Annotated in this window: 19 protein-coding genes; 3 read left to right on the top strand and 16 right to left on the bottom strand. The window is 65.4% G+C overall.

The annotated features are described in order from the left end of the window. Positions 1-195: 195 nt before the first annotated feature. The 4 genes from ACODT0_RS40655 to ACODT0_RS40640 form a co-directional block, all read right to left on the bottom strand. Entirely contained in the window at positions 196-1,551 is a 1,356-nt protein-coding gene (locus tag ACODT0_RS40655) for a sigma-54-dependent transcriptional regulator (RefSeq protein WP_261218016.1), read from the bottom strand. Next, positions 1,544-3,529 carry a sensor histidine kinase gene (locus ACODT0_RS40650; protein ID WP_261218014.1) on the bottom strand — a complete coding sequence of 662 codons (1,986 nt, stop codon included), beginning with the start codon at positions 3,527-3,529 and terminating at the stop codon, positions 1,544-1,546. Before ACODT0_RS40650 ends, ACODT0_RS40655 begins: the two co-directional genes overlap by 8 nt. Positions 3,530-3,681: 152 nt before the next feature. Then, positions 3,682-4,674 (bottom strand): tripartite tricarboxylate transporter substrate-binding protein, encoded by a 993-nt coding sequence (locus ACODT0_RS40645; protein ID WP_261218012.1) that lies wholly within the window; start codon positions 4,672-4,674, stop codon positions 3,682-3,684. Between the two features lie 86 nt (positions 4,675-4,760). Further along, the gene (locus ACODT0_RS40640) at positions 4,761-7,046 is read right to left on the bottom strand and encodes a DUF6351 family protein (RefSeq protein ID WP_261218005.1); all 2,286 of its coding nucleotides are present in this window, start codon (positions 7,044-7,046) and stop codon (positions 4,761-4,763) included. A 534-nt stretch (positions 7,047-7,580) separates the two neighbouring features. On the opposite strand from ACODT0_RS40640, the gene ACODT0_RS40635 reads away from it, so the two are divergent. Then, entirely contained in the window at positions 7,581-8,432 is an 852-nt protein-coding gene (locus tag ACODT0_RS40635) for a DUF5991 domain-containing protein (protein ID WP_296732736.1), read from the top strand. A 106-nt stretch (positions 8,433-8,538) separates the two neighbouring features. Here the strand turns inward: ACODT0_RS40635 and ACODT0_RS40630 are convergent, their stop codons facing one another. From ACODT0_RS40630 to ACODT0_RS40590, 9 genes are all read right to left on the bottom strand, one after another. Continuing rightward, positions 8,539-9,975, bottom strand: coding sequence for an aldehyde dehydrogenase family protein (locus tag ACODT0_RS40630; protein ID WP_489043888.1), 1,437 nt, complete (start codon positions 9,973-9,975; stop codon positions 8,539-8,541). Between the two features lie 14 nt (positions 9,976-9,989). Further along, the gene (locus ACODT0_RS40625; RefSeq protein ID WP_489043887.1) at positions 9,990-11,201 is read right to left on the bottom strand and encodes a fumarylacetoacetate hydrolase family protein; all 1,212 of its coding nucleotides are present in this window, start codon (positions 11,199-11,201) and stop codon (positions 9,990-9,992) included. Between the two features lie 68 nt (positions 11,202-11,269). Next, entirely contained in the window at positions 11,270-12,838 is a 1,569-nt protein-coding gene (locus ACODT0_RS40620; RefSeq protein ID WP_261215271.1) for a UxaA family hydrolase, read from the bottom strand. A gap of 10 nt (positions 12,839-12,848) precedes the next feature. Then, positions 12,849-13,181: an NIPSNAP family protein gene (locus ACODT0_RS40615; RefSeq protein WP_261215273.1), complete on the bottom strand. Its 333-nt coding sequence runs from the start codon at positions 13,179-13,181 to the stop codon at positions 12,849-12,851. Beyond that, positions 13,178-13,963, bottom strand: a complete 786-nt coding sequence (locus ACODT0_RS40610) for a transporter substrate-binding domain-containing protein (protein ID WP_057595234.1) — start codon at positions 13,961-13,963, stop codon at positions 13,178-13,180. The genes ACODT0_RS40615 and ACODT0_RS40610 overlap by 4 nt, the downstream gene beginning before the upstream one ends. A gap of 53 nt (positions 13,964-14,016) precedes the next feature. Further along, the gene (locus ACODT0_RS40605; protein WP_057595189.1) at positions 14,017-14,754 is read right to left on the bottom strand and encodes an amino acid ABC transporter ATP-binding protein; all 738 of its coding nucleotides are present in this window, start codon (positions 14,752-14,754) and stop codon (positions 14,017-14,019) included. A gap of 3 nt (positions 14,755-14,757) precedes the next feature. Then, positions 14,758-15,426: an amino acid ABC transporter permease gene (locus tag ACODT0_RS40600; RefSeq protein WP_057595190.1), complete on the bottom strand. Its 669-nt coding sequence runs from the start codon at positions 15,424-15,426 to the stop codon at positions 14,758-14,760. 9 nt (positions 15,427-15,435) lie between these two features. Further along, complete coding sequence (locus ACODT0_RS40595) at positions 15,436-16,119, bottom strand: amino acid ABC transporter permease (RefSeq protein WP_057595192.1); 684 nt, start codon at positions 16,117-16,119, stop codon at positions 15,436-15,438. 6 nt (positions 16,120-16,125) lie between these two features. Next, positions 16,126-17,196: a cyclase family protein gene (locus ACODT0_RS40590; protein WP_261215276.1), complete on the bottom strand. Its 1,071-nt coding sequence runs from the start codon at positions 17,194-17,196 to the stop codon at positions 16,126-16,128. Positions 17,197-17,403: 207 nt separating this feature from the next. Here ACODT0_RS40590 and ACODT0_RS40585 point away from each other — a divergent pair, with 207 nt between their 5' ends. Next, the gene (locus ACODT0_RS40585; protein ID WP_203206415.1) at positions 17,404-18,279 is read left to right on the top strand and encodes a helix-turn-helix domain-containing protein; all 876 of its coding nucleotides are present in this window, start codon (positions 17,404-17,406) and stop codon (positions 18,277-18,279) included. 1,375 nt (positions 18,280-19,654) lie between these two features. On the opposite strand, the gene ACODT0_RS40580 is transcribed toward ACODT0_RS40585, so the two are convergent. Continuing rightward, positions 19,655-20,263, bottom strand: coding sequence for a TetR/AcrR family transcriptional regulator (locus ACODT0_RS40580; RefSeq protein WP_203206416.1), 609 nt, complete (start codon positions 20,261-20,263; stop codon positions 19,655-19,657). A gap of 101 nt (positions 20,264-20,364) precedes the next feature. On the opposite strand from ACODT0_RS40580, the gene ACODT0_RS40575 reads away from it, so the two are divergent. Next, a complete protein-coding gene (locus tag ACODT0_RS40575) occupies positions 20,365-21,114 on the top strand; it encodes a glucose 1-dehydrogenase (protein WP_261215279.1) in 750 nt (249 codons plus the stop codon). 303 nt (positions 21,115-21,417) lie between these two features. On the opposite strand, the gene ACODT0_RS40570 is transcribed toward ACODT0_RS40575, so the two are convergent. Beyond that, complete coding sequence (locus ACODT0_RS40570; protein ID WP_203206418.1) at positions 21,418-21,687, bottom strand: type II toxin-antitoxin system Phd/YefM family antitoxin; 270 nt, start codon at positions 21,685-21,687, stop codon at positions 21,418-21,420. A gap of 71 nt (positions 21,688-21,758) precedes the next feature. After that, positions 21,759-21,923, bottom strand: a complete 165-nt coding sequence (locus ACODT0_RS40565; protein ID WP_203206419.1) for a hypothetical protein — start codon at positions 21,921-21,923, stop codon at positions 21,759-21,761. Between the last annotated feature and the right edge of the window lie 177 nt (positions 21,924-22,100).

Genomic DNA, 22,100 nt, shown 5'->3' with positions numbered 1-22,100 from the left:
CCGCGATTGTCAGTGAAGCAAGGCGTGATGGCATTCGCTCACATCAAGCCCAACGGCGAAGCGGGGCTGTGGCCTGGTGGTGCGGGCGAAACGTCCGGCTTTCCGGCCGCTTTCCGCTCGTGGTCGCAGCAATGCTGACGATTCAAGAAGATGAAGCTGCCGCGCCCGCGCCCCGGCCGTCAGGCCGTGGCGCACTCAGGCTCTGCGCGCCTCGATCGGCTCATGAGGGCCCAATCGACGCATTTTGTCGTACAAGGTTTTGCGTGGCACGCCCAGCCGCTCTGCCGCGGCCGCGGCCGAGCCGTTGCACGCCTCGAGCGCCTCGTGGATCAGGTAGCGTTCGAACCGGGCCATCTGCTCATCGAGCGAACGTTCGCCTTGCGTCATGCCGCGCGCGGCCTCGTTGCCGTCCCACAGTCCGAGCACGAAGCGATCTGCGATGTTGCGCAACTCCCGCACGTTGCCGGGCCAGGCATGCGCCATGAGCGCATCGAGATGGTGGGGTGCCACGACCGGCAGCTCTCGCTCATGGCGCAGCGCGGCCTGCATGGCGAAGTGGGTGAACAGTAGCGGAATGTCCTCGCGTCTTTCGCGCAGCGGCGGAAGATTCAAGACCACGACGCCCAGGCGGTAGTAGAGGTCGTCGCGGAACTTGCCTTCGCGCGCTGCGGCCAGCAGGTCGGCCTTGGTCGCGGCGATGACCCGGCTGTCCATCGGTCGCAGTTCGTTCGACCCCAGGCGCTCGAACTGGCGCTCCTGGAGGGACCGCAGCATCTTGACCTGCAGGTTCATCGGCATCGTCTCGATCTCGTCGAGAAACAGCGTCCCGCCGCGCGCGTGTTCGATCTTCCCGATGCGCCGCTTCGCAGCGCCGGTGAAGGCGCCTGCCTCGTGGCCGAACATCTCGCTTTCGAACAACGCCTCGGGCATGCCGCCGCAGTTGATGGCCGCAAAGTTGCCTTCCTTGCGCCGACTGCAATCGTGCAGGCAACGCGCCACGAGTTCCTTGCCCGTTCCGGTCTCTCCGAGAATCAGGACGTCGGCATCGGAGTTGGCCACGTCCAGCACCAGGCGTCGCAACCTGTGCATGGCCGAGGAGCGACCGATGAGCTTCGCCTCGATCGATTCAAAACCCGCGATCCTGCGCCGCAGATGTTCGACTTCCAGGCTCAACGCGCGCTTGTCCAGCGCGCGCTGGACAACTTCGGTCAGCTGGTCGGGAGAGAAAGGTTTCTCGAGGAAATCGTACGCCCCCAGGCGCATCGCCTGCACCGCCATCGTGATGTCGCCATGGCCAGTCACGAGGATCACAGGCAGGCTCGGATCAAGCTTCAGGGCGTGTGAAAGCAGCGCCAGGCCGTCGATGCCCGGCAGCTTGACGTCCGTGACCAGCACGCCCGCAAAGCCCGGTGTCAGCTTCTGAAGTACCTGTTCGGCCGAACCGAAGCCGGTGACGCGAATGCCGGCGAGCTGTAGCGCCTGCGTGCTGCCCAAGCGCACGGGCGGATCGTCTTCGACGTAGAGAACTTCGAGGTTGCGCGTTTCAATCATGAAGTGTCCGTTCCTCTGCTTTTCGCAACGTGACGGAGAAGACCGCCCCGCCGAGATCGCTGCGAGCGGCGCGCAGCAGTCCACCGAAGTCGCGAACGATGCCGGCGGAGATGGCCAGGCCGAGGCCCAATCCGAGGCCTTGCTCCTTGGTGGTGAAAAATGGCTCGAACAGCCGTGGCATGACGTCCGGCGCAATGCCGGTACCGTTGTCATGAACTTCGAGCACGACACCGTCGGGTGCACTGCGCGCCACCACTCGCACGCAGCGCGGATCGACGCCCGCGGAGGCCGTGGCGTCGAAAGCGTTCACCAGCAGGTTGACCAGCACCTGTTCGAGCCGATTGCCTTCGCACAGGGCATGCAGGCCGGGTTCGATCTCCTGCGACAACGCGACGCGCTCCTGGCGGATGCGCTGGCTGAGCAGAAACAGCGCGTCGGCGACGGTGTCGGCCAGCGCCACCGATTGCAGCTGGACGGTCGACCGTCGCGCAAACTTCTTCAGCTGCGAGGTGATCTGGCCCATGCGGTCTGTAAGGTCGCAGATGGTGCGAAGGTTGAGATCGACCTGGTCGGTGTGTCCGCGCTCGAGAAAGACGACCGCATTGGCGGACAGCGTGCGCAGCGCGGCAAGCGGCTGGTTGAGTTCGTGCGTGATGCCCGCGGACATCTGGCCGAGCACGGCCATCTTGCCGGTCTGCACCAGGTCGTCCAGCGTGCTCTTGAGGATGTCCTCGGCGCGCTGGCGCTCGGTGATCTCCGTCTGCAGGTGTTCGTTGGCATGGCTCAGCGCTTCGGTGCGGGCTCGCACCATCTGCTCGAGCTCGTCGTAGGCGCCTTGGAGCGCCTCTCGTGCTGCGAGCCGTTGGTGCACGATGCGTCGGCGCTGCTGGATGTACAGCACCAGGAGCGTGAGGAACACCAGTGCGAACGCCGTGCCTGCGGCCGATGTGCGCGCGATGGCGTGCACCGGTTTCATGTCTGACAGGATGATCAGCTTCCAGTCCGTGCCTTCGACGGGGCGGCTGTCCAGCAGGTAATCGGGTCCGAAAGGCTCTTGCGTCGCGGACCGGCGCGGCCCATCGGCGTTCAACTGCACCACCATGGCGTTGCCACCCGACAGCGGTCGATGTTCGCGCATGTCGATGGGGCGCAGCGCGCCTGCTTCCGTGTACTGCCTGGTCTGCGCGAGCTGCTGAAGGGTTTCGCTCGACAACGGACGCAAGGCGCGGAACTTCCAGGCCGATTCGGACGCGAGGAACACGACCCCGTTCCCATCGATGGCCAGCACCTTGTCGGTGGAGCGTGACCATGCGGCATCGAGCTTGTCGAGGTTGACCTTGACGGTGGCCACGCCGAGTTGGCGGTTTCCGTCGACGATGCCGTGCGAGAAGTAGTAGCCGGGCTCGCGGCTGACCGTCCCGATGCCATAGAAACGTCCGGGCATGCCTCGCACTGCGTCCTTAAAGTACGGGCGGTAGGAGAAGTTCATGTCCACGAAGCTGCTGCCTGGCTGGTTCCAGTTGCTGGCGGCGAGCGTGAGGCCCGTGGTGTCCATCACGTAGACCGCGGAGGCCTGCGCATGCGCATTGACCGTCTCGAGGTACACGTTCGCTTCGAGCTGCAGGGTCCGGTCGGTCGGCGCGCGCAGCAGGTCGAGCACGTCGGGGCTGAGTGCAACGACCTGCGGCAGATACTCGTAGCGGCTGAGTTCGCTGCGCAGGCTGGTGGAATAGATGTCGAGCCGGTGCAACGTCCCTTGCTGCAGTGCACGGATGCCCGTGCGCTCCCCGATCAGATACGCCAGCGCACCGCCCGCGGCGATCAGGCACAGCCATGCACCCACCGCGGTCCAGCGGCGCCAGCGGGTGGTGGTCGAGGTGGTTGTCGTACCCTTGAAGCGCGCAAGCACGGCCTGGTCTCGCAGATCGTCGGGGGAGCCCGCGAAGCCATGGCGGTACGGTGCGGACAGCTTCAGCACGGCGCGACCTGCCGAAAGCAGCATTGACACGAGAGTGAGGGGCGGAGGGCTGCGCGAATACGTAAACAGCGGACGATCGTACGCAGAGCCTCGCGATTCGCCGAGGCGGAATTACCCTGCATCGGCGTTCTCTCGTGCATCACCGAGGTGCATCAATCCGCGTACACGCCCGCAGCCTTGATGACCGGGCCGAAACGCGCGACCTCGGCCTGTACGAACTTCTTGTGTTCCGCCGGCTCCACGCGCTTGTCGGTCACGACCACCGCGCCCAGGCCTTCCTCCTTCTTGATGAACTCCGCATCCTTGAGCGCGACCTTCAATGCGTCGTTGAGCTTCTTGAGCACCAGCGCCGGCGTGCCCTTGGGCGCATACAGCCCATGCCAGATCGTGACCTGGAAGCTCTTCAGGCCCGACTCGTCGAGCGTGGGCAGATCCTTCAATGCCGGCGTGCTCAGGCGCTTGAGCGTCGTGACCGCATAGGCCTTGACCTTCTTGGCTTCGATCTGGCCTGTGGTGTTGGTGGTCTGATCGCACAGCAGGTCGATCTGGCCGCCGAGCAGGTCTGCGATGGCCGGTGCCGTTCCCTTGTAAGGCACGGTGGTCATCTCCGCCTTGAGCTCGCTCTGCAACAACAGGCCGCACAGGTGCGAGGCCGAACCGATGCCGGCGTTGCCAAGATTGGTCTTGCCGGCGTTCTTGCCGATCCACTCCCGCAGTTCCTTGAAGCTGTTGGCCTCGAGCTGCGGCTTACCGATCACGGTCATCGGCACGTCGTTGATCATGCCCAGGTACTCGAAGTCGGTCTCGTAGTTGTAGGGCAGCTTGCGATAGAGCACGGGGGTCGTGGCCATGCCGACGTGCGTGAGCAGCAGCGTGTAGCCGTCGGCCTTGGCGCGGGCGACCTTCGCATTGCCGATGGTGCTGCCCGCGCCGGCGGCGTTGTCGATCACGATCGTTGCGCCGTCGAGCGGCTTGCGCAGCGCTTCGGCGAGGTCGCGCGCCACGCGGTCGGTGGGGCCGCCCGCGGCGAAGGGCACGACGATGGTGATGGGTTTGCCGCCGGGAAAGTCCTGCGCGTGCACGCCCAGGGACACGGTGACCGCGGCAAGAACGGCCAGGCTTCGTTTGAAAATCGATCGGTTCAAGGAAATGGCTCCGGTGGAAAGAAAAGAGGTCGGTCGGACCGCCGCCGCGAGATCGACGGCGGTCTTCGCGGGTCAGGTCGGCGATGTCAGAGCATCGACGGCGTGATCTGCTTGGTGACGTCGAACAGCAGGTTCAACGGCGAGGGGCCGAAGGACAGCCAGGTGCCACTCAAGGGTTGCTGGCCCACGCCGGGCTTGGTCCAGTCGCACACGCCATCGGGGAAGGCGGCAGTCAGACGGGCCCATTGCGTGGGCGTGAAGAACACGCGGTAGTCCGAGGGGTTCAGCGGCTTGAGCTGGCACTTGGCGATGTCGTCGGTCAACGGGCCGCCGGCGGCCATGCGCGGCGTCGTGCCGGCCGGATAGAAGGTGTTGCACGCGCTCGCGCCGAAGGCGGTCTGCTCTTCCGTGTACTTCAGGCCGTTGTTCCAGCACGCGTCCTTCAGGTCGGCCGGCCGTGCGGCGGCGATCTTCTGTGCAAGCGGACGGTCGGAGCGGTCTGCCTTGCTGGCGCGCAGCCAGACGTCCATCGCATCGAAGGCCTCGGCGCTGCTCGCGCCCTTGGTCCACATCACGTGGTTGTCGATGTTGCCGTTGGCACGGCGCAGCCGCTCCCGCATCGAGAACGAGTGGATCTTGGTGTGGATGTCTCCGCCCACCGTGCCGTCGTTGTAGTCGCGCAGGTCGATGATCGCGGTGGAGGCCAGTCCCCCCGCGCCATTGACGATGCGCCCCGACTGGTAGGCGCGGGTCAGCGCATCGAGGTCGCCCACGGTGCGCTTCGTGGTGCGATTCATGTCGCGGTCCACGCCGCCAGCGCGCTCGTTGAGATCGATGAATTTGTCGATGCCGAGCTTGCCCTCGTTGAGCGCGTTCAGGCCGTACTGGATGCCCACGTTGTCGATCGGGCGCAGCGCGAAGCCTTCGGCGGTCTTGCCGTAGACGTTCACCGTGTGGTCGAACACCGTGGCGCGCGCACCCGTCGGGTTCGTCGCGGCGTTGTAGCGCTTCTCCACCGGCACGCCAGCGGGGAAGGACACGGTGGGATCGAGCCGCCCGGCCTGTCCGCTCATGTTGGAGATGTTGCCGATCTGCAGGTAGCCCGAGATCGCCTGCTTTTCGGCCGCGGTGTAGTTCAGCGCCGCGGTGGCCGGGTCGTTGAAGTAGTTGTTGAGCACGCGCGAGTCGTGCAACTTGAAGATCGTGGAAGAGGTCACGTCGGCGAACACCTGGCTCACCACCACGCCGTCGAAGAGGCCGGGGTAGTTGTCGCTGGTCTGGTGGCTCTGGTAGGAGCCGCCCGAGCCACCGGTGCCGATGGTGTAGGTGGGCGTGCCGAAGTTTTCGATGAACCGCTCCTTGACCATGGCGATGGTCTCGGACGACAGCTGGTCGTTGCAGTTCGTGCCGAAGACGTTCAGCGTGGAGGTGGTCACCGCGAGCCCGCGGCTTTGGTAGGTCGGATTGATCAGCGTGGCGAAGTCGTTGCCTTGCTGGAACCAGCCGCCCTGGCAGCCGCCGCCGAGCGGATAGATCAGTCCGCCCTTCCAGCCCGCGGTACGGTAGGTCGGAGACGGGGGCGGCTCATTGAGCACGTCGTGCAGGATCGCCGACTGGTAAAGGCCGCGGTTGATGGTGCCGCTCTCCAGCCGGATCACGTACGGCACCTGCTTGCCGTCGATGGCGAGGTAGGCGATGTTGGCCGGATAGGCACTCAGGCTGCCGGGCTCGAAGCGCGTGTTGGTGCCCGCGGTGGTCCGGTAGTAGTAGTCCACGCGCGTCTCGACCGAGCACTTGCCGTCGTCGAGCGACTTGAGCTTCTGGCCGCCCATGCGCGTGAAAGTCTCGTAGCCACACACGAAGGGCTCCTCGTGCGGCCCCGAGATCACGGGGCCGGTGATCGGATAGGCCGTCAATGCGAGCGTTGCCTTGTAGCCGCCGTAGCTCGCGACCAGCTCGTTGGCACCGGTCTTCAGTCCCGTGACCTTGCCCACCAGCCTTCCGTTCGCGGGATTGGGCGCGAAGGCGGCCGTGACATCACGCCCGTCGACCGTCACCGACAGGCTGCCGGGTGACTGCTCGCTCAACAACTCGAGCTCGACGAGTGCGTCGTCTCCGGTCACCAGCTGAGGCGGCGACGACAGCACACCGACCTTCAGCGTTGCCCCTGCCGGTGGCGTGGCCGGATCGGGGTTGCCGGGGTCCGTGGGATTGCCGCCACCACCGCCGCCGGCGATGGGCGGTATGAATCCACCGCCCCCGTCGCTTCCGCCGCCGCAGGCGGCAAGGATCAGGGCGGCCAGCAGGGTGCTGATGCGCAGTGGTGCCTTCGCCTTGGCGAAGCGGGTCTCGATCTCGGGTCTTGCGGTCATTCTCTCGGTCTCCGTTGTGGTTCTGGTTGCAGGGAAGGAAAGCGGGAAGCGGCTGGCCGGGCGCGCCCGCCATGGGATGGACATGCGGCGGCGCGACCCGGCGAAGCGGGGTCGTTGGCCTTGCGGCGCATGTCAGGGCAGGGGCAGAGGCGGGTGTGGACGCGGGCGCTCAGGCAACGAAGCGGGAGGCCGCGTGGAAGGGCTGTGTAAGGGGATGTGGCGCATGGTTGTCTCCGTCCTCTGTCTTGGGGATGCGCTCTGGAATAGCAACGCGTGTGCCACGCCGGCCTTGCGGTGCAAGTCGTTGAAATGAATGGGGTTTTCTGGCTCGCCCTCAGGTTTTCCCGCGGTTTTTCGGCTGGAAGTCCAGCCGCGGCGGGCATGGGGTGGCCGGGAATCCGCACACGGCCCCTCCAGGCAAATCGCCGACAGAGCGTTGCGCTCGATGCAGACATCGCGCCCGTGCCGAGGGCCTGCAATCTTTGGCAGCCCGATCCCGGGCCACGAGATCATTCGAATTGGAGGGAGTCGACGATGAACCTTGCTCGCCTTGTTGCCGGTACCGTCGGGGCCGGCGCGCTCATTGTCTGGAACGCGGCGGCTCATGCCCAGCAGCCCCCGGCGTCCAGCCAACCCTCTCCAGGGACGACCCAGGTTGCCTCATCGGGGCGCACGCTCGCCAGCTCCAGACTGGCGACGGACATCCTCAACCGCATCGCAGGCCATGTTCGTACGGTCAAGGGTTGCCAAACGCTGTCCGAGGTGCGCATGGAGGTGATGCCGCGCGGCTATGTGCCGGTGCAGCCCGCCGTGTCTGCCAACTCGCGTGGGGGCCACTTCGAACGCTGGAGCGTGAACGCCTGCGGCGAGCGCCAGCTGTTCCAGATCGGCATGTGGCCCGCGCAGCGCGGAGGCAGCGATTTCGCGGTGACTCCGCTGGCTCTCGCGTCGGCTCCCTCGGGGGCGGGCGCAGCCGCTGCGCGTCCTGTTCCGTCCACCGCGTCTTCTTCCGCATGGCACGGCCGCTACGTCTGGGAAGAGTCGGTCGGCCGCATCGGCGGCTCGGCGCCCTCCGAGGGCGTGGCCGCGTTCATCGAACACACCCTGGTGCTCGGGCCTTCCGCGGGCGCGACGAGTTGCGCGCTCAACGGCGATGGCTACCAGACCCATCGACGCATCATTTGCACGGCGACTCCCGAGGGACAGTCGCTCGCGATCAAGTTCTACAAGTTCGCTCCCGGCAACGCGCTGGGGCGCCATCAGGTCGGCGAGCGCCTGTTCACGTTGACGCGAGGACCCGAGGGGCTCACGACCCGATTGGAGGGCCTGGGGCGGGCCGTCGACAATATGCCGCGCAGCGGCGTGCTTTTCAGGTCGACGCGCTGAGGGACATGCCTGGGCCATTCCCGCGAGCAGATCGACGCTCGGGTGCGCGGTCGGCGGTCTCGCGCACTCGCGCCACAGCGACTTCGACTCGCGGCTTCCTGGCTCTTCAGGCCAGCGTGTAGGCCGTCTTCACCGTGGTGAAGAACTCCTGCGCATAGCGCCCCTGCTCGCGCGGACCGTAGCTCGAACCCTTGCGCCCGCCGAAGGGCACGTGGTAGTCCACGCCCGCAGTCGGCAGGTTCACCATCACCATGCCGGCCTGGCTGTGGCGCTTGAAGTGCGTGGCGTACTTGAGCGACGTGGTCGCGATGCCGGCCGACAGGCCGAACTCGGTGTCGTTGGCCGTGGCCAGCGCCTCCTCGTAGTTCTTCACGCGGATCACGCTCGCGACCGGGCCGAAGATCTCTTCCTTGTTGATGCGCATGGCCGCGGCCGATTCGCTGAACAGCGCGGGCGACATGTAGTAGCCGTCGGTCTCGAGCTTCAGCCGTTCGCCGCCGGCGGCCAGCACCGCGCCCTCGGCCTTGCCGATGTCGACGTACTCCAGGTCCTGCTCGAGCTGCGACTTCGAGGACACGGGGCCCACGTCGGTGCCCTGCGCGAGCGCGTCGCCGACCTTGATCTTGGCCATGCGTTCCTTCATCGCCGCGATGAACTTCGGGTAGATGCCTTCGGTGACGATCAGCCGGCTCGAGGCCGTGCAGCGCTGGCCGGTCGAATAGAAGGCGCTCTGCGTGCTCAGCTCCACCGCCTGCGCGAGGTCGGCGTCGTCGAGCACCACCTGCGGGTTCTTGCCGCCCATCTCGAGCTGCACCTTCTTGCCGTTCTTCACGCACTGCACCGCGATGTTGCGGCCCACGCCCACCGAGCCGGTGAAGCTGATCGCATGGATGCCCGGGTGGCTGACCAGCGCATCGCCGATCACGCTGCCGCGGCCCATCACGAGGTTGAACACGCCGGCCGGAATGCCGGAGCGGCTGATGATCTCGGCCAGCGCCCAGGCGCAGCCCGGCACCAGGTCGGCGGGCTTGAGCACCACGCAATTACCGAAGGCCAGCGCGGGCGCGATCTTCCAGGCGGGAATGGCGATCGGGAAGTTCCACGGCGTGATCAGGCCGACCACGCCCAAGGGTTCGCGCGTGATCTCCACGCCGATGTTGGGTCGCACCGAGGGCAGCAGCTCGCCCGACAGGCGCAGGCACTCGCCCGCGAAGAACTTGAAGATCTGGCCAGCGCGCGTGGCCTCGCCGATGCCCTCGGCACGGGTCTTGCCTTCCTCGCGCGCGAGCAGCGTGCCGAGTTCCTCCTTGCGCGCGAGGATCTCGTTGCCGATCTTGTCGAGCGCGTCGGAGCGTGCCTGCACGCTGCCCGTGGCCCAGGCCGGGAAGGCGGCGGTGGCGGCGGCCACGGCCGCCCCGACATGGCTCGCGTCGCCCTGCGTGTAGTGGCCCAGCACGTCGCCGAGGTTGCTGGGGTTGACGTTGGGGCTGTAGCTCGCGCCGGCGCGCCATTCGCCGCCGATCAGGTTGTCGTGGTTCTGCATGCTTCTTCGTTTCTTCAGAGGTCGTGGGCGAGCAGTCCGCGGCGCGCGAGGTTGGCGATGAAGGCGCGCAGGCCGAACCGCCATGGCGCCGCGTCCTCGCTGTGAGCGACGCGATTGCGCAATTCGCCCAGTCGCGCGCTGCGAATGCTCACCACGTCGCCGACAAGGTGGGTGAAGCCGCTGCCCGGCTGCGAGCGATCCTGAATGGGTGCGAACAAGGTGCCGAGAAAAAGCATGAAGCCATCGGGATACTGGTGAGCCGCCATGGTCTGCGCCACCAGGTCCAGCGGATCCCGGCTGATCTGCGACATCGAGCTGATGCCCGCCAGCTCGAAACCCTCGGGCCCTCGCACGGTCAGATGCACCGTTTCGCCGCGAACGGCATCCAGCCCGAAGGAGGCGTCGAAGAGCCGGATGAACGGGCCGATCGCGCACGAGGCGTTGTTGTCCTTGGCCTTGCCCAGCAGGAGGGCGCTGCGGCCTTCGATGTCGCGCAGGTTGACGTCGTTTCCGAGCGTGGCGCCAACGATCGCCCCCTCGCTGCTGACCGCCAGCACGACTTCAGGCTCCGGGTTGTTCCAGGCCGAGTCGCTGCGGATGCCGATCTCCTGGCCCGTGCCGACGGCGGACAGTACCGGCGCCTTGGTGAACACCTCGGCGTCCGGGCCGATGCCGACCTCGAGGTATTGCGACCACACGCCACGTTCCTGCAGCAGGCGCTTGAGCGCCATGGCCTCCTCGGAGCCGGGCTTGATGAGCGACAGGTCGTCGCCCACGGTCTCGCGCACCTGCGCGCGGGCCTCTTCCGCGCGCGATGGATCGCCCCCGGCCTGCTCCTCGATCACGCGCTCGATCAGGCTGGCCGCGAACGTCACGCCCGCGGCCTTGATGACCTGCAGGTCGCATGGCGCCAGAAGGTAGGGGCGGCGCATGTCGCATCCAGGGTGGACGCTGTTCGACAGCAGTTCCTCGAGGCTTCCCATGCGCGATCCGGCGGTCTCGCGCACCCGCCGTGCCGGGTCGTCGGCATCGAGCAAGGTGGACATCGTCGGGAAGGCGCTCGACAGGTCATAGACCCCGTCAGCGCGGATCGCGACCACCGCGGGACCGGGCACCTCGCCGGTCAGCCAGGCGCGTCCGACCAGGGTGCCCGCGTAGCCGTCGTCCGGCAGCACCGCGGAGGCGGCAAGTGTCAGGGGCGGGGAGGAAACAGGATCAAGCGTCATGCCGTTCCATTCGATCGGTATTCGGAAAATTCGGGAAAGATGGCTGAAGAAGGGAATGCAGCCGGCGCCTAGGTGACCACGCTGATCTGCCAGGGCACGAATTCGTTCTGCCCATAGCCGTGCTGCTCGCTGCGCGAGCGCTCCCCGGAGGCAACCGACAGCATCATGCGAAACAGCTCCTCGCCGAGCTCGGCGATCGAGCGCTCGCCGGACAGCACGGTTCCGCAGTTCAGGTCCATGTCGTCGGCCTGCCGTTCCCACAGGGCGGTGTTGGTCGCGAGCTTGATCGACGGCGATGGCGCGCAACCGTAGGCCGAGCCGCGGCCGGTGGTGAAGCAGATCAGGTTCGCTCCGCCGGCGACCTGCCCGGTGGCGGACACGGGGTCGTAGCCCGGGGTGTCCATGAAGACCAGCCCTTTGGCGGCGACCGGCTGCGCATATTCGTAGACCTCGTTGAGTGAGGTCGTTCCGCCCTTGGCGATGCCACCCATCGATTTCTCGAGGACCGTGGTGAGCCCGCCGGCCTTGTTGCCCGCGGACGGGTTGTTGTTCATCTCCGCGCCGTTGCGGGCGCAGAATTCTTCCCACCACTGGATGCGCGCCACCAGCTTGCGGCCGATGTCCGGCGCGCGCGCGCGTCGCGTGAGCAGGTGCTCGGCTCCGTAGATCTCCGGCGTCTCCGACAGGATCGCGGTGCCGCCGTGCCGTACCAGCAGGTCCACGGCGGCACCCAGCACCGGATTGGCCGAGATGCCGGAATAACCGTCGGAGCCGCCGCACTGCAAGCCCACCACCAGATGGCTCGCGGGAACGCTCTGCCGCTGCACGGCGTTGGCCGCCGGCAGGAGGCTGCGCACCAGACCCACGCCGCGCTCGACGGCGTTCGTGGTCCCGCCCACGTCCTGGATGGTGTAGCTGTGCACCCGATCGTCGTGCGTCAATCCCTGGCTGGCCAGCAGCCCGGAGATCTGATTGGTCTCGCAGCCCAGTCCGACGACGACCACCGCGGCGAAGTTGGGGTGGCAGGCATAGCCTCCCAGCGTGCGTTGCAGGATCCGCAGGCCTTCACCCTTCGCATCGATGGCGCACCCCGCGTCATGGGTCAGCGCCACGACGCCGTCGATGTCGGGGTAGGCGCCCAGGGCATCCGGATGAGTGTCGCGGCGAAATCGGTCGGCGATGGCCCGCGCAACGGTGGCGGAGCAATTGACCGTCGTCAGGATGCCGATGTAGTTGCGGGTGCCGACGCGCCCGTCCTTGCGCACGATCCCCTGGAACGTGGCTGGCTGCGAGGCGGCCGGGGTGGCCCGGGTCTCGGCCGCGTGCGCGTAGTCGCGGCTGAACTCGCCCATCGTCACGTTGTGCGTATGCACATGCTGGCCCGCGCGGATCGCCACGCTGGCGAAGCCGATGATCTGGCCATAGCGGCGCACGACCTCGCCCACGGCGATCTCGCGGGTTGCCATCTTGTGGCCGGGCGGAACCAGTCCGGAGACGACCACGTTCTCGCCGCGCACGAGCGTGCCCGACAGCAGCTGGTCGAGTGCGACCACCACGTTGTCTTCGGGATGCAGTCGTATCACGCGCGGCGCGGCCGATAACGAGGCAGTCGGCGCGAGGCCATGGCGATCATTCATTCGCTGGTCCTCACTGCAGCGGCGAGTAGCGCGTGGGAACGAGCAACTGGTTCTCGATGCGCGCGACGATGGGCCCTTCGGACTCGAAGCGCTCCCGCGCGGCCAGCCATTCCGGATCGTTGGAGAACGCGCTCCAGATGCGTTCGCGCGCGGCCAGGCTGTCCCAGCGGATCATGAACGTCAGCGCCTGGTTGCTCGAGCCGACCTCGGTGGTCCAGAAACCTACCGCCTCGATGCCGTGGCGGCGCCACAGCGGCAGCGTGGCTTCCTCGAAGCGTCGGTGCAGTGCCGCGAGGCGGCCCTGGGCGCAGTGGTAGATGCGCAGTTCGTGAACGGCGCTCATTGCGCGGGCAGCGGCGGCAGTTCGCTGTGGTGATACTTCTTGAAGATTTCGTTGAGCTTGCCATTGGCGCGGTTGGCCTTGACCCAGTCGTTGATCCACGCCAGGAGCTTTGGTTCTTCCTTGCGCATGCCGATGCCCAGGTTGAACTCCTTCACGACGAACTTGGTTTCGAGTTCCCTGCCGGGCGCCTTGGTCTGGATCGCCTGCAGCAGGGTGGTCGCGGTGGAGACGATCGGCGCCTGCCCGCTCACGCCAGCGGTCACCAGCGTCGCGTCATCGTCGTAGCGCACGATCTGCGCGCCCACGGCCTTCTGCACGAGTTCCATCTCCTGCACGTTGCCGCGGGTGATGGCGATCTTCTTGCCGACGAGGTCGCCATAGCCCTTGATGTTCATCGACTTGGGTGCGGCGACCACGATCTGCACGACCGAGTACGGCACGGAGAAGTCGATCACCTTCTGGCGATCGGGACTGATCGACAGCGTCGCGATCGCGAGGTCCGCCTTGTTGGTCTGCAGGAACGGGATGCGTGTGGGACCGGTGGCCGGAACGATCTCCAGTTCGACGCCGAGGTCCTTCGCCAGGAGCTGCGCGGTCTCCACATCGGAGCCGTAGGGTTGCATCTTGTCGTTGGTCATGCCGTAGGGCGGCAGCGCCAGCTCGATGGCGACGCGCAGCTTCCTGGCCTGCTTGATGTTGTCGAGCAGGTCGGCCTGTGCTGCGCCCGCGGCGGCCAGCAGCGAGAAAGCCAGCGCGATGCGCCCGAGGGTTGGCTTGATCATGGTCATGTCTCCTGATGTGGATGTGGATGGGGAAGAAAGAGGGACGGTGCAGGTCAGAGTCCGTTGCCGACGAATTGCGCGAGCTCCGGTGTGCGGGGTGCGGCCAGGATGTCCGCGCCGCCCATCTCATGCACCCGTCCGGCATGCATGAAGACGATCTTGTCCGCCACCTTGGCGGCAAATGCCATCTCATGGGTCACGAGGATCATGGTCATTCCGCCCCTGGCGAGCGATTCCATGACCTGCAGCACCTCGCCCGTCAATTGCGGATCCAGTGCGGAGGTCACCTCGTCGAAGAGCATCAGCTGCGGTTCCATCGCCAGGGACCGGGCGATGGCCACGCGCTGCTGCTGCCCGCCCGAAAGCTGTTCGGGATAGGCCTGCAGCTTGTCGTGCATGCCGACCTGGCGCAGCACGCGATCGGTGATGCCGGTGGCTTCGGCGGCGGACTTGCCGCGCACCTTCCTGAGTGCGAGCGAGACGTTCTGGGCCACCGTGAGGTGCGGAAAGAGGTTGTAGCTCTGGAAGACGATGCCAACCTCGCGGCGCAGGCGGCGCAGGTCCAGCGAGGCGCTGCTCAGCGACTGGCCGCACACGGTGATCTCGCCGCCATCGATGGTCTCGAGGCGGTCGATGCAGCGCAGCGCCGTGCTCTTGCCGGAGCCGCTGCGGCCGATGATGGCCACGACCTGGCCGCGGTGCACGTCGAAGGACACGCCATCGAGCACTCTCGCCGTGCCGAAGCTTTTCCGAACCTGGTCCAGTCGAACCAGTGCTGTGTTGTCGTTCATGTCTCAGGTTCCAGGAGAGGCGCGTCGACCGACGCGCAGACGCGTTTCGAGCGCGTGTGCCCACAGCGAGAGCGGGTAGCACAGCGCGAAGTACAGGAGCGCCATGATCGAGAACACCAGGAAGGGTTCGAACAGGGCGTTGTTAATGACCTGGCCGGCCCGCGCGAGCTCGATGAAACCCACCACCGAAGCCAGCGAGGTGTTCTTCACGATCTGCACGAGAAAGCCGACCGTTGGCGGCGTGGCGATGCGCAGGGCCTGGGGCACGATGATCAGGAACAGGCGCTGCGAGGCACTGAAGGACAGGCACTCGGCGGCTTCCCACTGCGTCCGGGGCACGGACTGCAGCGCACCGCGCCAGATCTCCCCGAGGTAGGCGCTGGTGTAGATCGTCATCGCCAGGCCGGCGGCCGCGAGAGGTGGAACGTCGAAGCCCATGATGCCGAGGCCGAAGTACGCCAGGAACATCAGGATCAGCAGCGGCGTTCCCTGGATCAGTTGCACGTAGATGCCCACGAGTCCGCGGCACAGTCGGCTGGGCGCGATGCGGCCCAGGGCCACGAGGAACCCGAGCAGACCGCCGCCCACGAAGCCGGTGGCCGACAGGCCGAGCGTCCAGGCTGCGCCGTGGAGCAGGAAGAGCAGGTGGTTGGTGTTGAATTCGTTGTTCATCGGGTCGACTCAAATCGCGGTGCCGAGCCTGCGTCGACGAGGGAAGATGAGGAGGCCCAGGAGCCAGAACCCGGCACGCATCGCGAGCGACAGCAGGAGGTAGCAGCAGGCGACCACGAGGTAGGTCTCGAAGGCGCGAAAGGTCATCGACTGCACGCGGTTCGCGACGGCGGTGAGTTCCTCGGCCGAGATCTGCGACATGATCGAGGTGGCCAGCATGAGCAGGATGAACTGGCTGGTCAGGGCCGGGTAGACGCGCTCCATGGCCGGCTGGAGCACCACGTACCAGTAGGTCTGGATGCGCGAAAGGCCGAGGCATTCGGCGGCCTCGATCTGGCCTGGATGCACCGACTCGAAACCGGCGCGCATGATCTCAGTGGTGTAGGAGCCGACGTTGATCACGAGGACCAGCAGCGATGCTACCGCGGCATGCATCGTCAGCCCGAGGCTCGCGAAGCCGAAGTAGAAGAGGAAGACCTGCACCAGCAGCGGCGTGTTGCGGATCACTTCCACATAGATGCCGCAGGTGCGCCGCAGCCACGCGAGCTGGCTGCGGCGGCCGATCGCGCACAGCGAGCCGAGCACGAAGCCTAGCAGCGTGGCCGCGAACGAGAGCTGGATCGTGAGCCAGGCGCCGTGCAGGAAGTCCGGCCAGAATGCCGCGACGCTGCTGAAGTCGAACTTGTAGTTCATGGGCCGTCAGACCGTGGCGACCGGTGTGGCCGGGGAGCCGACCGCGCCGGGAAGCCGCAAGGGAGGCGCCGTCAGCAGAAAGCGGTTGCGCCCGCGCGCGCGCAGCCATTCGGCCAACGGCGTGAGGTGCCACAGCTCGCCCAGGTGCACGCCCAGCTTGAACAGGCAATGCTCGTGCAGCGGCAGTGCCGCGCAGCATCCGTCGAAGGCGCGCGCGGGTTGGGCTTCGACCGCGTAGTTGTCCGCGATCAGGGCGGACAGGCCCGAGTCCGTGATCCATTGCAGCAGGCGCTCGTCGCGCCCATCCAGCACCGCGCAACTGCGGTCCAGAACCGTGGCATCCGGCTGCCGGTTCATGTCGAGCAGGCGCTGCGCGTAACCGGTGTGCAGGCACACCATGTCGCCGCTCTCCACCTCGACGCGGTCGGCATCCAGGATGCGCATGAGGGTGTCGTATCCGACGTTCACGCGGTCGTCGCCCAGGTGCGCGCGCAGGTCGATCATCACCGCGCGGCCCTGCACGCAGCGCTCGGCCATGTTCTCGATGCCCAGCGCCTTGGCATGCGAAGTGGAGTGCGTCACGCCCGCGACCGGCGGCCCCGCATCCGCGGGGTCTTCCGGGCCGATCATGTCGATGTGCGCACGGTAGCCGTTGTAAAAGACAGGCACCGGCACCCCGTCTCCGTTCGCGTCGAACATCTGGCCGACATGCGCCAGCGAATCCCACTGCGTGGAGTACTGCAGGTAAAGCACGGCCAGGTCGTCGCAGAGCACGTCGGTCAGGTTGAGCAGCTCCGTGAACATCTTGTAGTTCATGTTCGGCCGGCCATTGCGCAGCGTGGGACGCAGGATCGGGGGCCGGCGCTTCTCGTTGAGCACGTTGCCGCCGGGGAAATCGAGCGGCAGGCTCAGGCAGAAGGTGCGCCCATCGCGCACCTCCGCCAGGCCCTCGAGGACCTTGCTCGGCGTCAGCAGATTCATCCGGCCCGCCTGGTCGTCGGGGCCGAAGTCGCCCCAGTTGGAGCCGGGTGGGCGTTGTCGCCAGCGCGGCGAGGCTGGCGTCGTGTGTTCGATCATGAGAGGGGATGCCGCTGCAAGAGTGACTAAATTTTGAGACAATATCCAATTATTGGTTCTAAACCTTTTGGACTCACATAGGGCTATCCCTAGGCAGTCGCGTGTCAGCCGTGGCTCCCGCCCCTGGATGCAGAGGCGCCGCGCACTGGGGAGCGACACGGTCGATAATGAGCAGATGTCTAATTTTTGAAACAACGAGGCAGCCGTATGGCCTTTGACTTGGCCGACATCGGCGCGCGGGTGCGTGCCTACCGACTTGGTGCTGGTTACAACGCAGACGAGCTCGCTGCGCGACTGGGGGTGTCGCGTGCCGCGCTCTATCGCATCGAGCAAGGGGAGATCGTCAAGATCGACGTGATCCAGAACATCGCCTCCATCCTCGGTACCAGTCTGGCCTCGCTGCTCGGGGCGGGGGCCGAGTACCACGCGAACGCCGCGAGCTACCAGGCACGCATGCAGCAGCTCGAGAAGAATGCGAGTCACATCGTCGCGCTCTTCAGTCCGCTGTCATACCTGTTGACCACCGAGGAGTACGACGAGTACCTTGCACTCATGATCGAGGAGGCGGAAGCGCCCGTCAGCCGCGTGCGCGCTGGTGCCCGAAGCGACCGCGGGACCGCGCTGCTGGAGACCCTCGGGCAGCGTCGGATCCAGGCCCGCGAGCACTCGCCGTCGATCACCTGTCTCTATTCGCTCGAGGAGCTGCGGCGACTGCTGACCCTAGGTTTGGTCGGGCGCCTTGGACTGCCGGCTGCCACGGTCGCGAAGCGCAGGCAGGCAGCTCAGCGCCAGGTGGAACACCTGGCCAGGCTGATGCGCACGGAACCGCTGGGCATCCAGATCGGCCTGGTTGAAAACGTGGTGCCGAACGTGGCATTCCAGCTGTTCTACCAATCCGATGCGGTGGTTCTCGGCACGAGTCCCTTTCGGATCGGCGAATTGCCGAACCTGGACGTGGGCGTGGCGATGATCACTTCCGCGAAGGAGGCTGTCGACCTGCACGTGCAGCTGTTCGATCGGCTATGGAGCCGTTGCAAGCGTGGGACCGATGGCGCCAGGCTGTTGGAAGAACTGCTCGATTGAGCGTGGCGAACGTCCTTCCAGCGAGCCTGTGGCAATCCCATTTGCCACATCGCGTGACGTCATCTAGCGCTCTTTGAAGAAAGCTGCCGGCCTGCTCTCCAGGAACCGGCCGAAGCCCACCAGCCATCTGCGCGGTCGACGTCGGCCGGCTTGCCGAGAGCTCTCTCGAGGGGGCGCTCGACCCCAAGGCCTTCGGCATCGTCCCCCGATTCGAGGAGCAAATCGCGCGCCTTGAACACGATCATGGTCGGCAACAACAACGGTTGCCTCGCGCAAGGACTCACGAGCTTGCGCAAGGCGCAGATCGATGGCGAGCGGATGCAGGACTGCTACCAAATTCATCCAGCGGGACTTTGCGGAGATCGCCCGCAACTTCGGATGCCTGGGTCTGCCAGTCGACCGCCACCGCGATCCGCCGGACGCGCTGGACGAGGCGTCGTGCAGCGGGCTTGCGGCGGTGATCGACGTGCGGCATCGATCCCGCGGCTTTGGCGCCGTTGCCCTGGATGCCTTCTCTGTAAGCCTTGCTGTAAGGCCTGCAAGTACTTCGGGCAGCTTGGGCCAGGGAACTACGACACGATATCCTTGGCAGCGGCTTCAAGGGGCACAAGGATCGTGGTTCATCTCCGCTCAGATATGCTCAGCCGCACATCAGCGGGACCCGCCATGCGAGAAGCCGAGTATTTCGTACTGAGGGCATTTGTCGCAGTGCAGGAGCAAGGGAGCTTCCACCGGGCGGCAGAACAGCTGCGCTTGAGGACGAGCATCCGCACGTAGTTTTTCTTGTATGCGCCGCGCAGGGCGACTTTCGTCGATGTAATGATGTACCTTTTGCGATGAAAAGGAGTGGCCAGACGTCACCACGTCTTTTGTCGAGGGTTCGGTCCTGCGGGAGTTACGGGCGTCAGACATGCTTGCAGTACTCACCGTCTGCGGCACCTCAAAATGCCTCGGCATCGCTCTCGAACCTTTGAGCCAAGCCTTCACGCGGAATGTCCTCGGCTGGGGTCGACCTCGGGCAACTTCGTTTCCGCTGATGCGATTGGTGCGATGGTCTGGTTGCTGTGCGGAGTTCGGCGCCGACGGGGCACCTCAGACGCGCGCTCGGATGCAGGCTCGAGATTTATCCGCTACATACCTTGCACGACGAGGAAGTGAACATGCGATGGATGTTGATTCAAGGAAGCTGACTGGCTGATACAAGAGCCGCGGCAAAAGAAGTTGCTGGCGCAATGATGCGCCGTCGAGATTCAATGGGATTGTTTCTAGAGCGCCACTCGACCAACTCGATCGAAATCAACGCCCGCCCGGAATTACCGCCAGCGTGAAGATTTGGTTGTGCTCACCATTTTGAGCACGTCCAGGACTGGATCGGTTAGTTCGCGACTTTTTCGGGGAGCAGTTGATCGTCAGCTCGGTGCAACCCAATTCCGTCAAAGAACAGATCTACCAAGTGCGCGATACGCGCTTTTCCGCTGTGGGACTGCTCGACAGCAAGAGAGATCGCCGTGACCATGCACAACAGATCGTCCAGGGACAGATCCTCGCGAATCGCTCCCGCTTCTTGCGCACGCTGGAGCAGCCGCAGACCCTCATCGCTCCCCGCTTTGCAGCCGGGAGTGCCGCTTTTAAGTACCGCGCCCAGCGATGCAGCTAGTCCGTGATAGTGGCTGGCATGCATCACGAGCGCTCGAACGAAAGCGCGTATGGAGGCTGTGGGTTCGGGCGCAGGGTCTGCGGCTCGACTCGCCGCTGCGAGCGACAACAGGCGCTCATCGCTTAGTGCGGCAAGCAGGGCCTCGCGCGTCGGGAAGCGGCGATAAAGCGTCCCGATCCCCACCTTCGCACGCTTGGCAACATCGTCGAGCGAGGCATCAGCACCACGCTCGAGAAACACCTCTTCGGCAGCTGCAAGGATACGCTCCCGATTGCGCGCTGCATCGGCGCGTAGTGGCGCCTCATCGGTGGCAGGACTTTCTTTCATATCCGGTCTTGGTTACAAGTGGATGATAGCTCCGCTTCAAAAGTGGATGGTTCCTCCATATAATAAGTGGAGGAACACTCCACTTTAGAGATGAGGTACGCATGGGCAAGCGATTTGTAGACAAAGTTGTAGCGATTACCGGTGGCAGCGAAGGCATTGGACTGGCAACTGCCAAGCTCTTCGCCGCAGAGGGCGCGCGGGTCTACGTCACCGGACGCAGACAGGAGCGACTCAACGACGCCGTCCGGGAAATTGGCAACGGTGCTATCGGCGTACAGGGAGATGCCGCGAACCTCACCGACCTCGATCGCCTCTACGAGCGCATTCAGCGCGAGAGCGGCAAGCTGGATGTTGTGTTTGCCAACGCTGGCATCGCCGAGGGCGAGCCGCGCCCGCTGGGCACGATTGACGAAGCCGGCTTTGACCGCCTATTCGACTTGAATGTACGCGGCGTGCTTTTTACCGTGCAGAAGGCATTGCCACTGATGACCGCTGGCGCCGCAGTCATCCTGAACGGCTCGGTCGCCGGCAGTAAAGGCTTTCCCGACCAAACGCTCTACAACGCGAGCAAGGCGGCAGTGCGTTCGTTCGCGCGAACCTGGACGGCCGACCTGAAGGAGCGCGGAATCCGCGTCAACGTGGTATCGCCGGGCGGCACTGAGACCAGCCTGATGCGTAGCTACCTTGATTCGCGACCGGGCGTCGAAGACATGCTGAAGCAGGTCGTGCCTCTCGGTCGCCTGGGTCAGCCAGACGAGATCGCGCGCGCCGTGCTGTTCCTTGCATCAAATGAGAGCAGCTACATTGCCGGCATTGAACTCTTCGTGGATGGCGGCTCGATCGCTGTTTGAGACTCTTTCCGACGAAGACTTCCTACAAGCTGCGCAGCGCTAGGTCACGGGAACAAGTCCTTGCCGACGGTGTCGAACGCCAGGATCGGCGTACCCATGCTTCGCGCTGATTGCGAGCGCCACGTCTGTTCGGTGTGCGCTAGACGCAGGGCGCGGCCTCCGGTCGATTGATCGAGGTGCCCTGAGAGTCACGCGAACGCTCTAGGTGGGCCTTGTGGACACCTATCTGTAGTTTCCCAAGACATAGGGGATGGCGCGCTGTTGTTCGCCGCTGTTTCGATGCAGATCGAACTGCGCCATGCCTCAGAGGGGCGAGTGTTCGTCTGCGAAAGAGCCCCACTGGGCCTGTACGGCGTTCCAGCCGTCAGCGCATGCATCGGCCCAATGGCGCTGTTGCTGGATCCGTTCCTCGCCGCGTGCACGGGGAGCTTCCTGCAATTCATTTATCTCTTGAGGAGAAATGATGTAAGCCGCGGGACGGCCGCGTTGGGTGATGGCGACGGGCTCGCGTTGAGCAGAGCCCAGCAGTTGCCCGAAGCGATTTTGTGCTTCGGCCGAGGTGACATTGAGCATGAACATTCCCAAATTGGCTAAATACAGTTTAGCTGGCGTATGTCATGAATTGCCGAGGTGCAAGCGTCTGCTTAGTAGCCAGAGCCGTGGATCGCCGTGGTCTCCCCCTCGAGCACCAGCGTCGGCGGACTGGCGAGCACGCCCTCGCCGCGGTAGGCCGCTCGCGGCCTCCCAGCCGAGCGGGTGAGGCTCCAGAAGGCCAAGCCCTCGATGTAGATCGTCGGCGTGGTGCTCATGGAAGTACCTTCGTGCTTCGCACCGCGGTCCGAGCTTGCTTGGGGCGGCCTGGGGCGGTGCTCATGCCTGCGCCGCCTTACCGAACACCAGTGCGCAGTTGTTGCCGCCGAAGCCGAAGGAGTTGGAGAGCGCGTAGCGCACCTCGCCGTGCGCCGGCGCGAGCCGGATCTGCGGGC

Source organism: Variovorax sp. FG153, from assembly GCF_057809595.1.
Note: the sequence above shows the minus strand (reverse complement) of the source record. Positions and strands in the feature narration are given on the sequence as shown.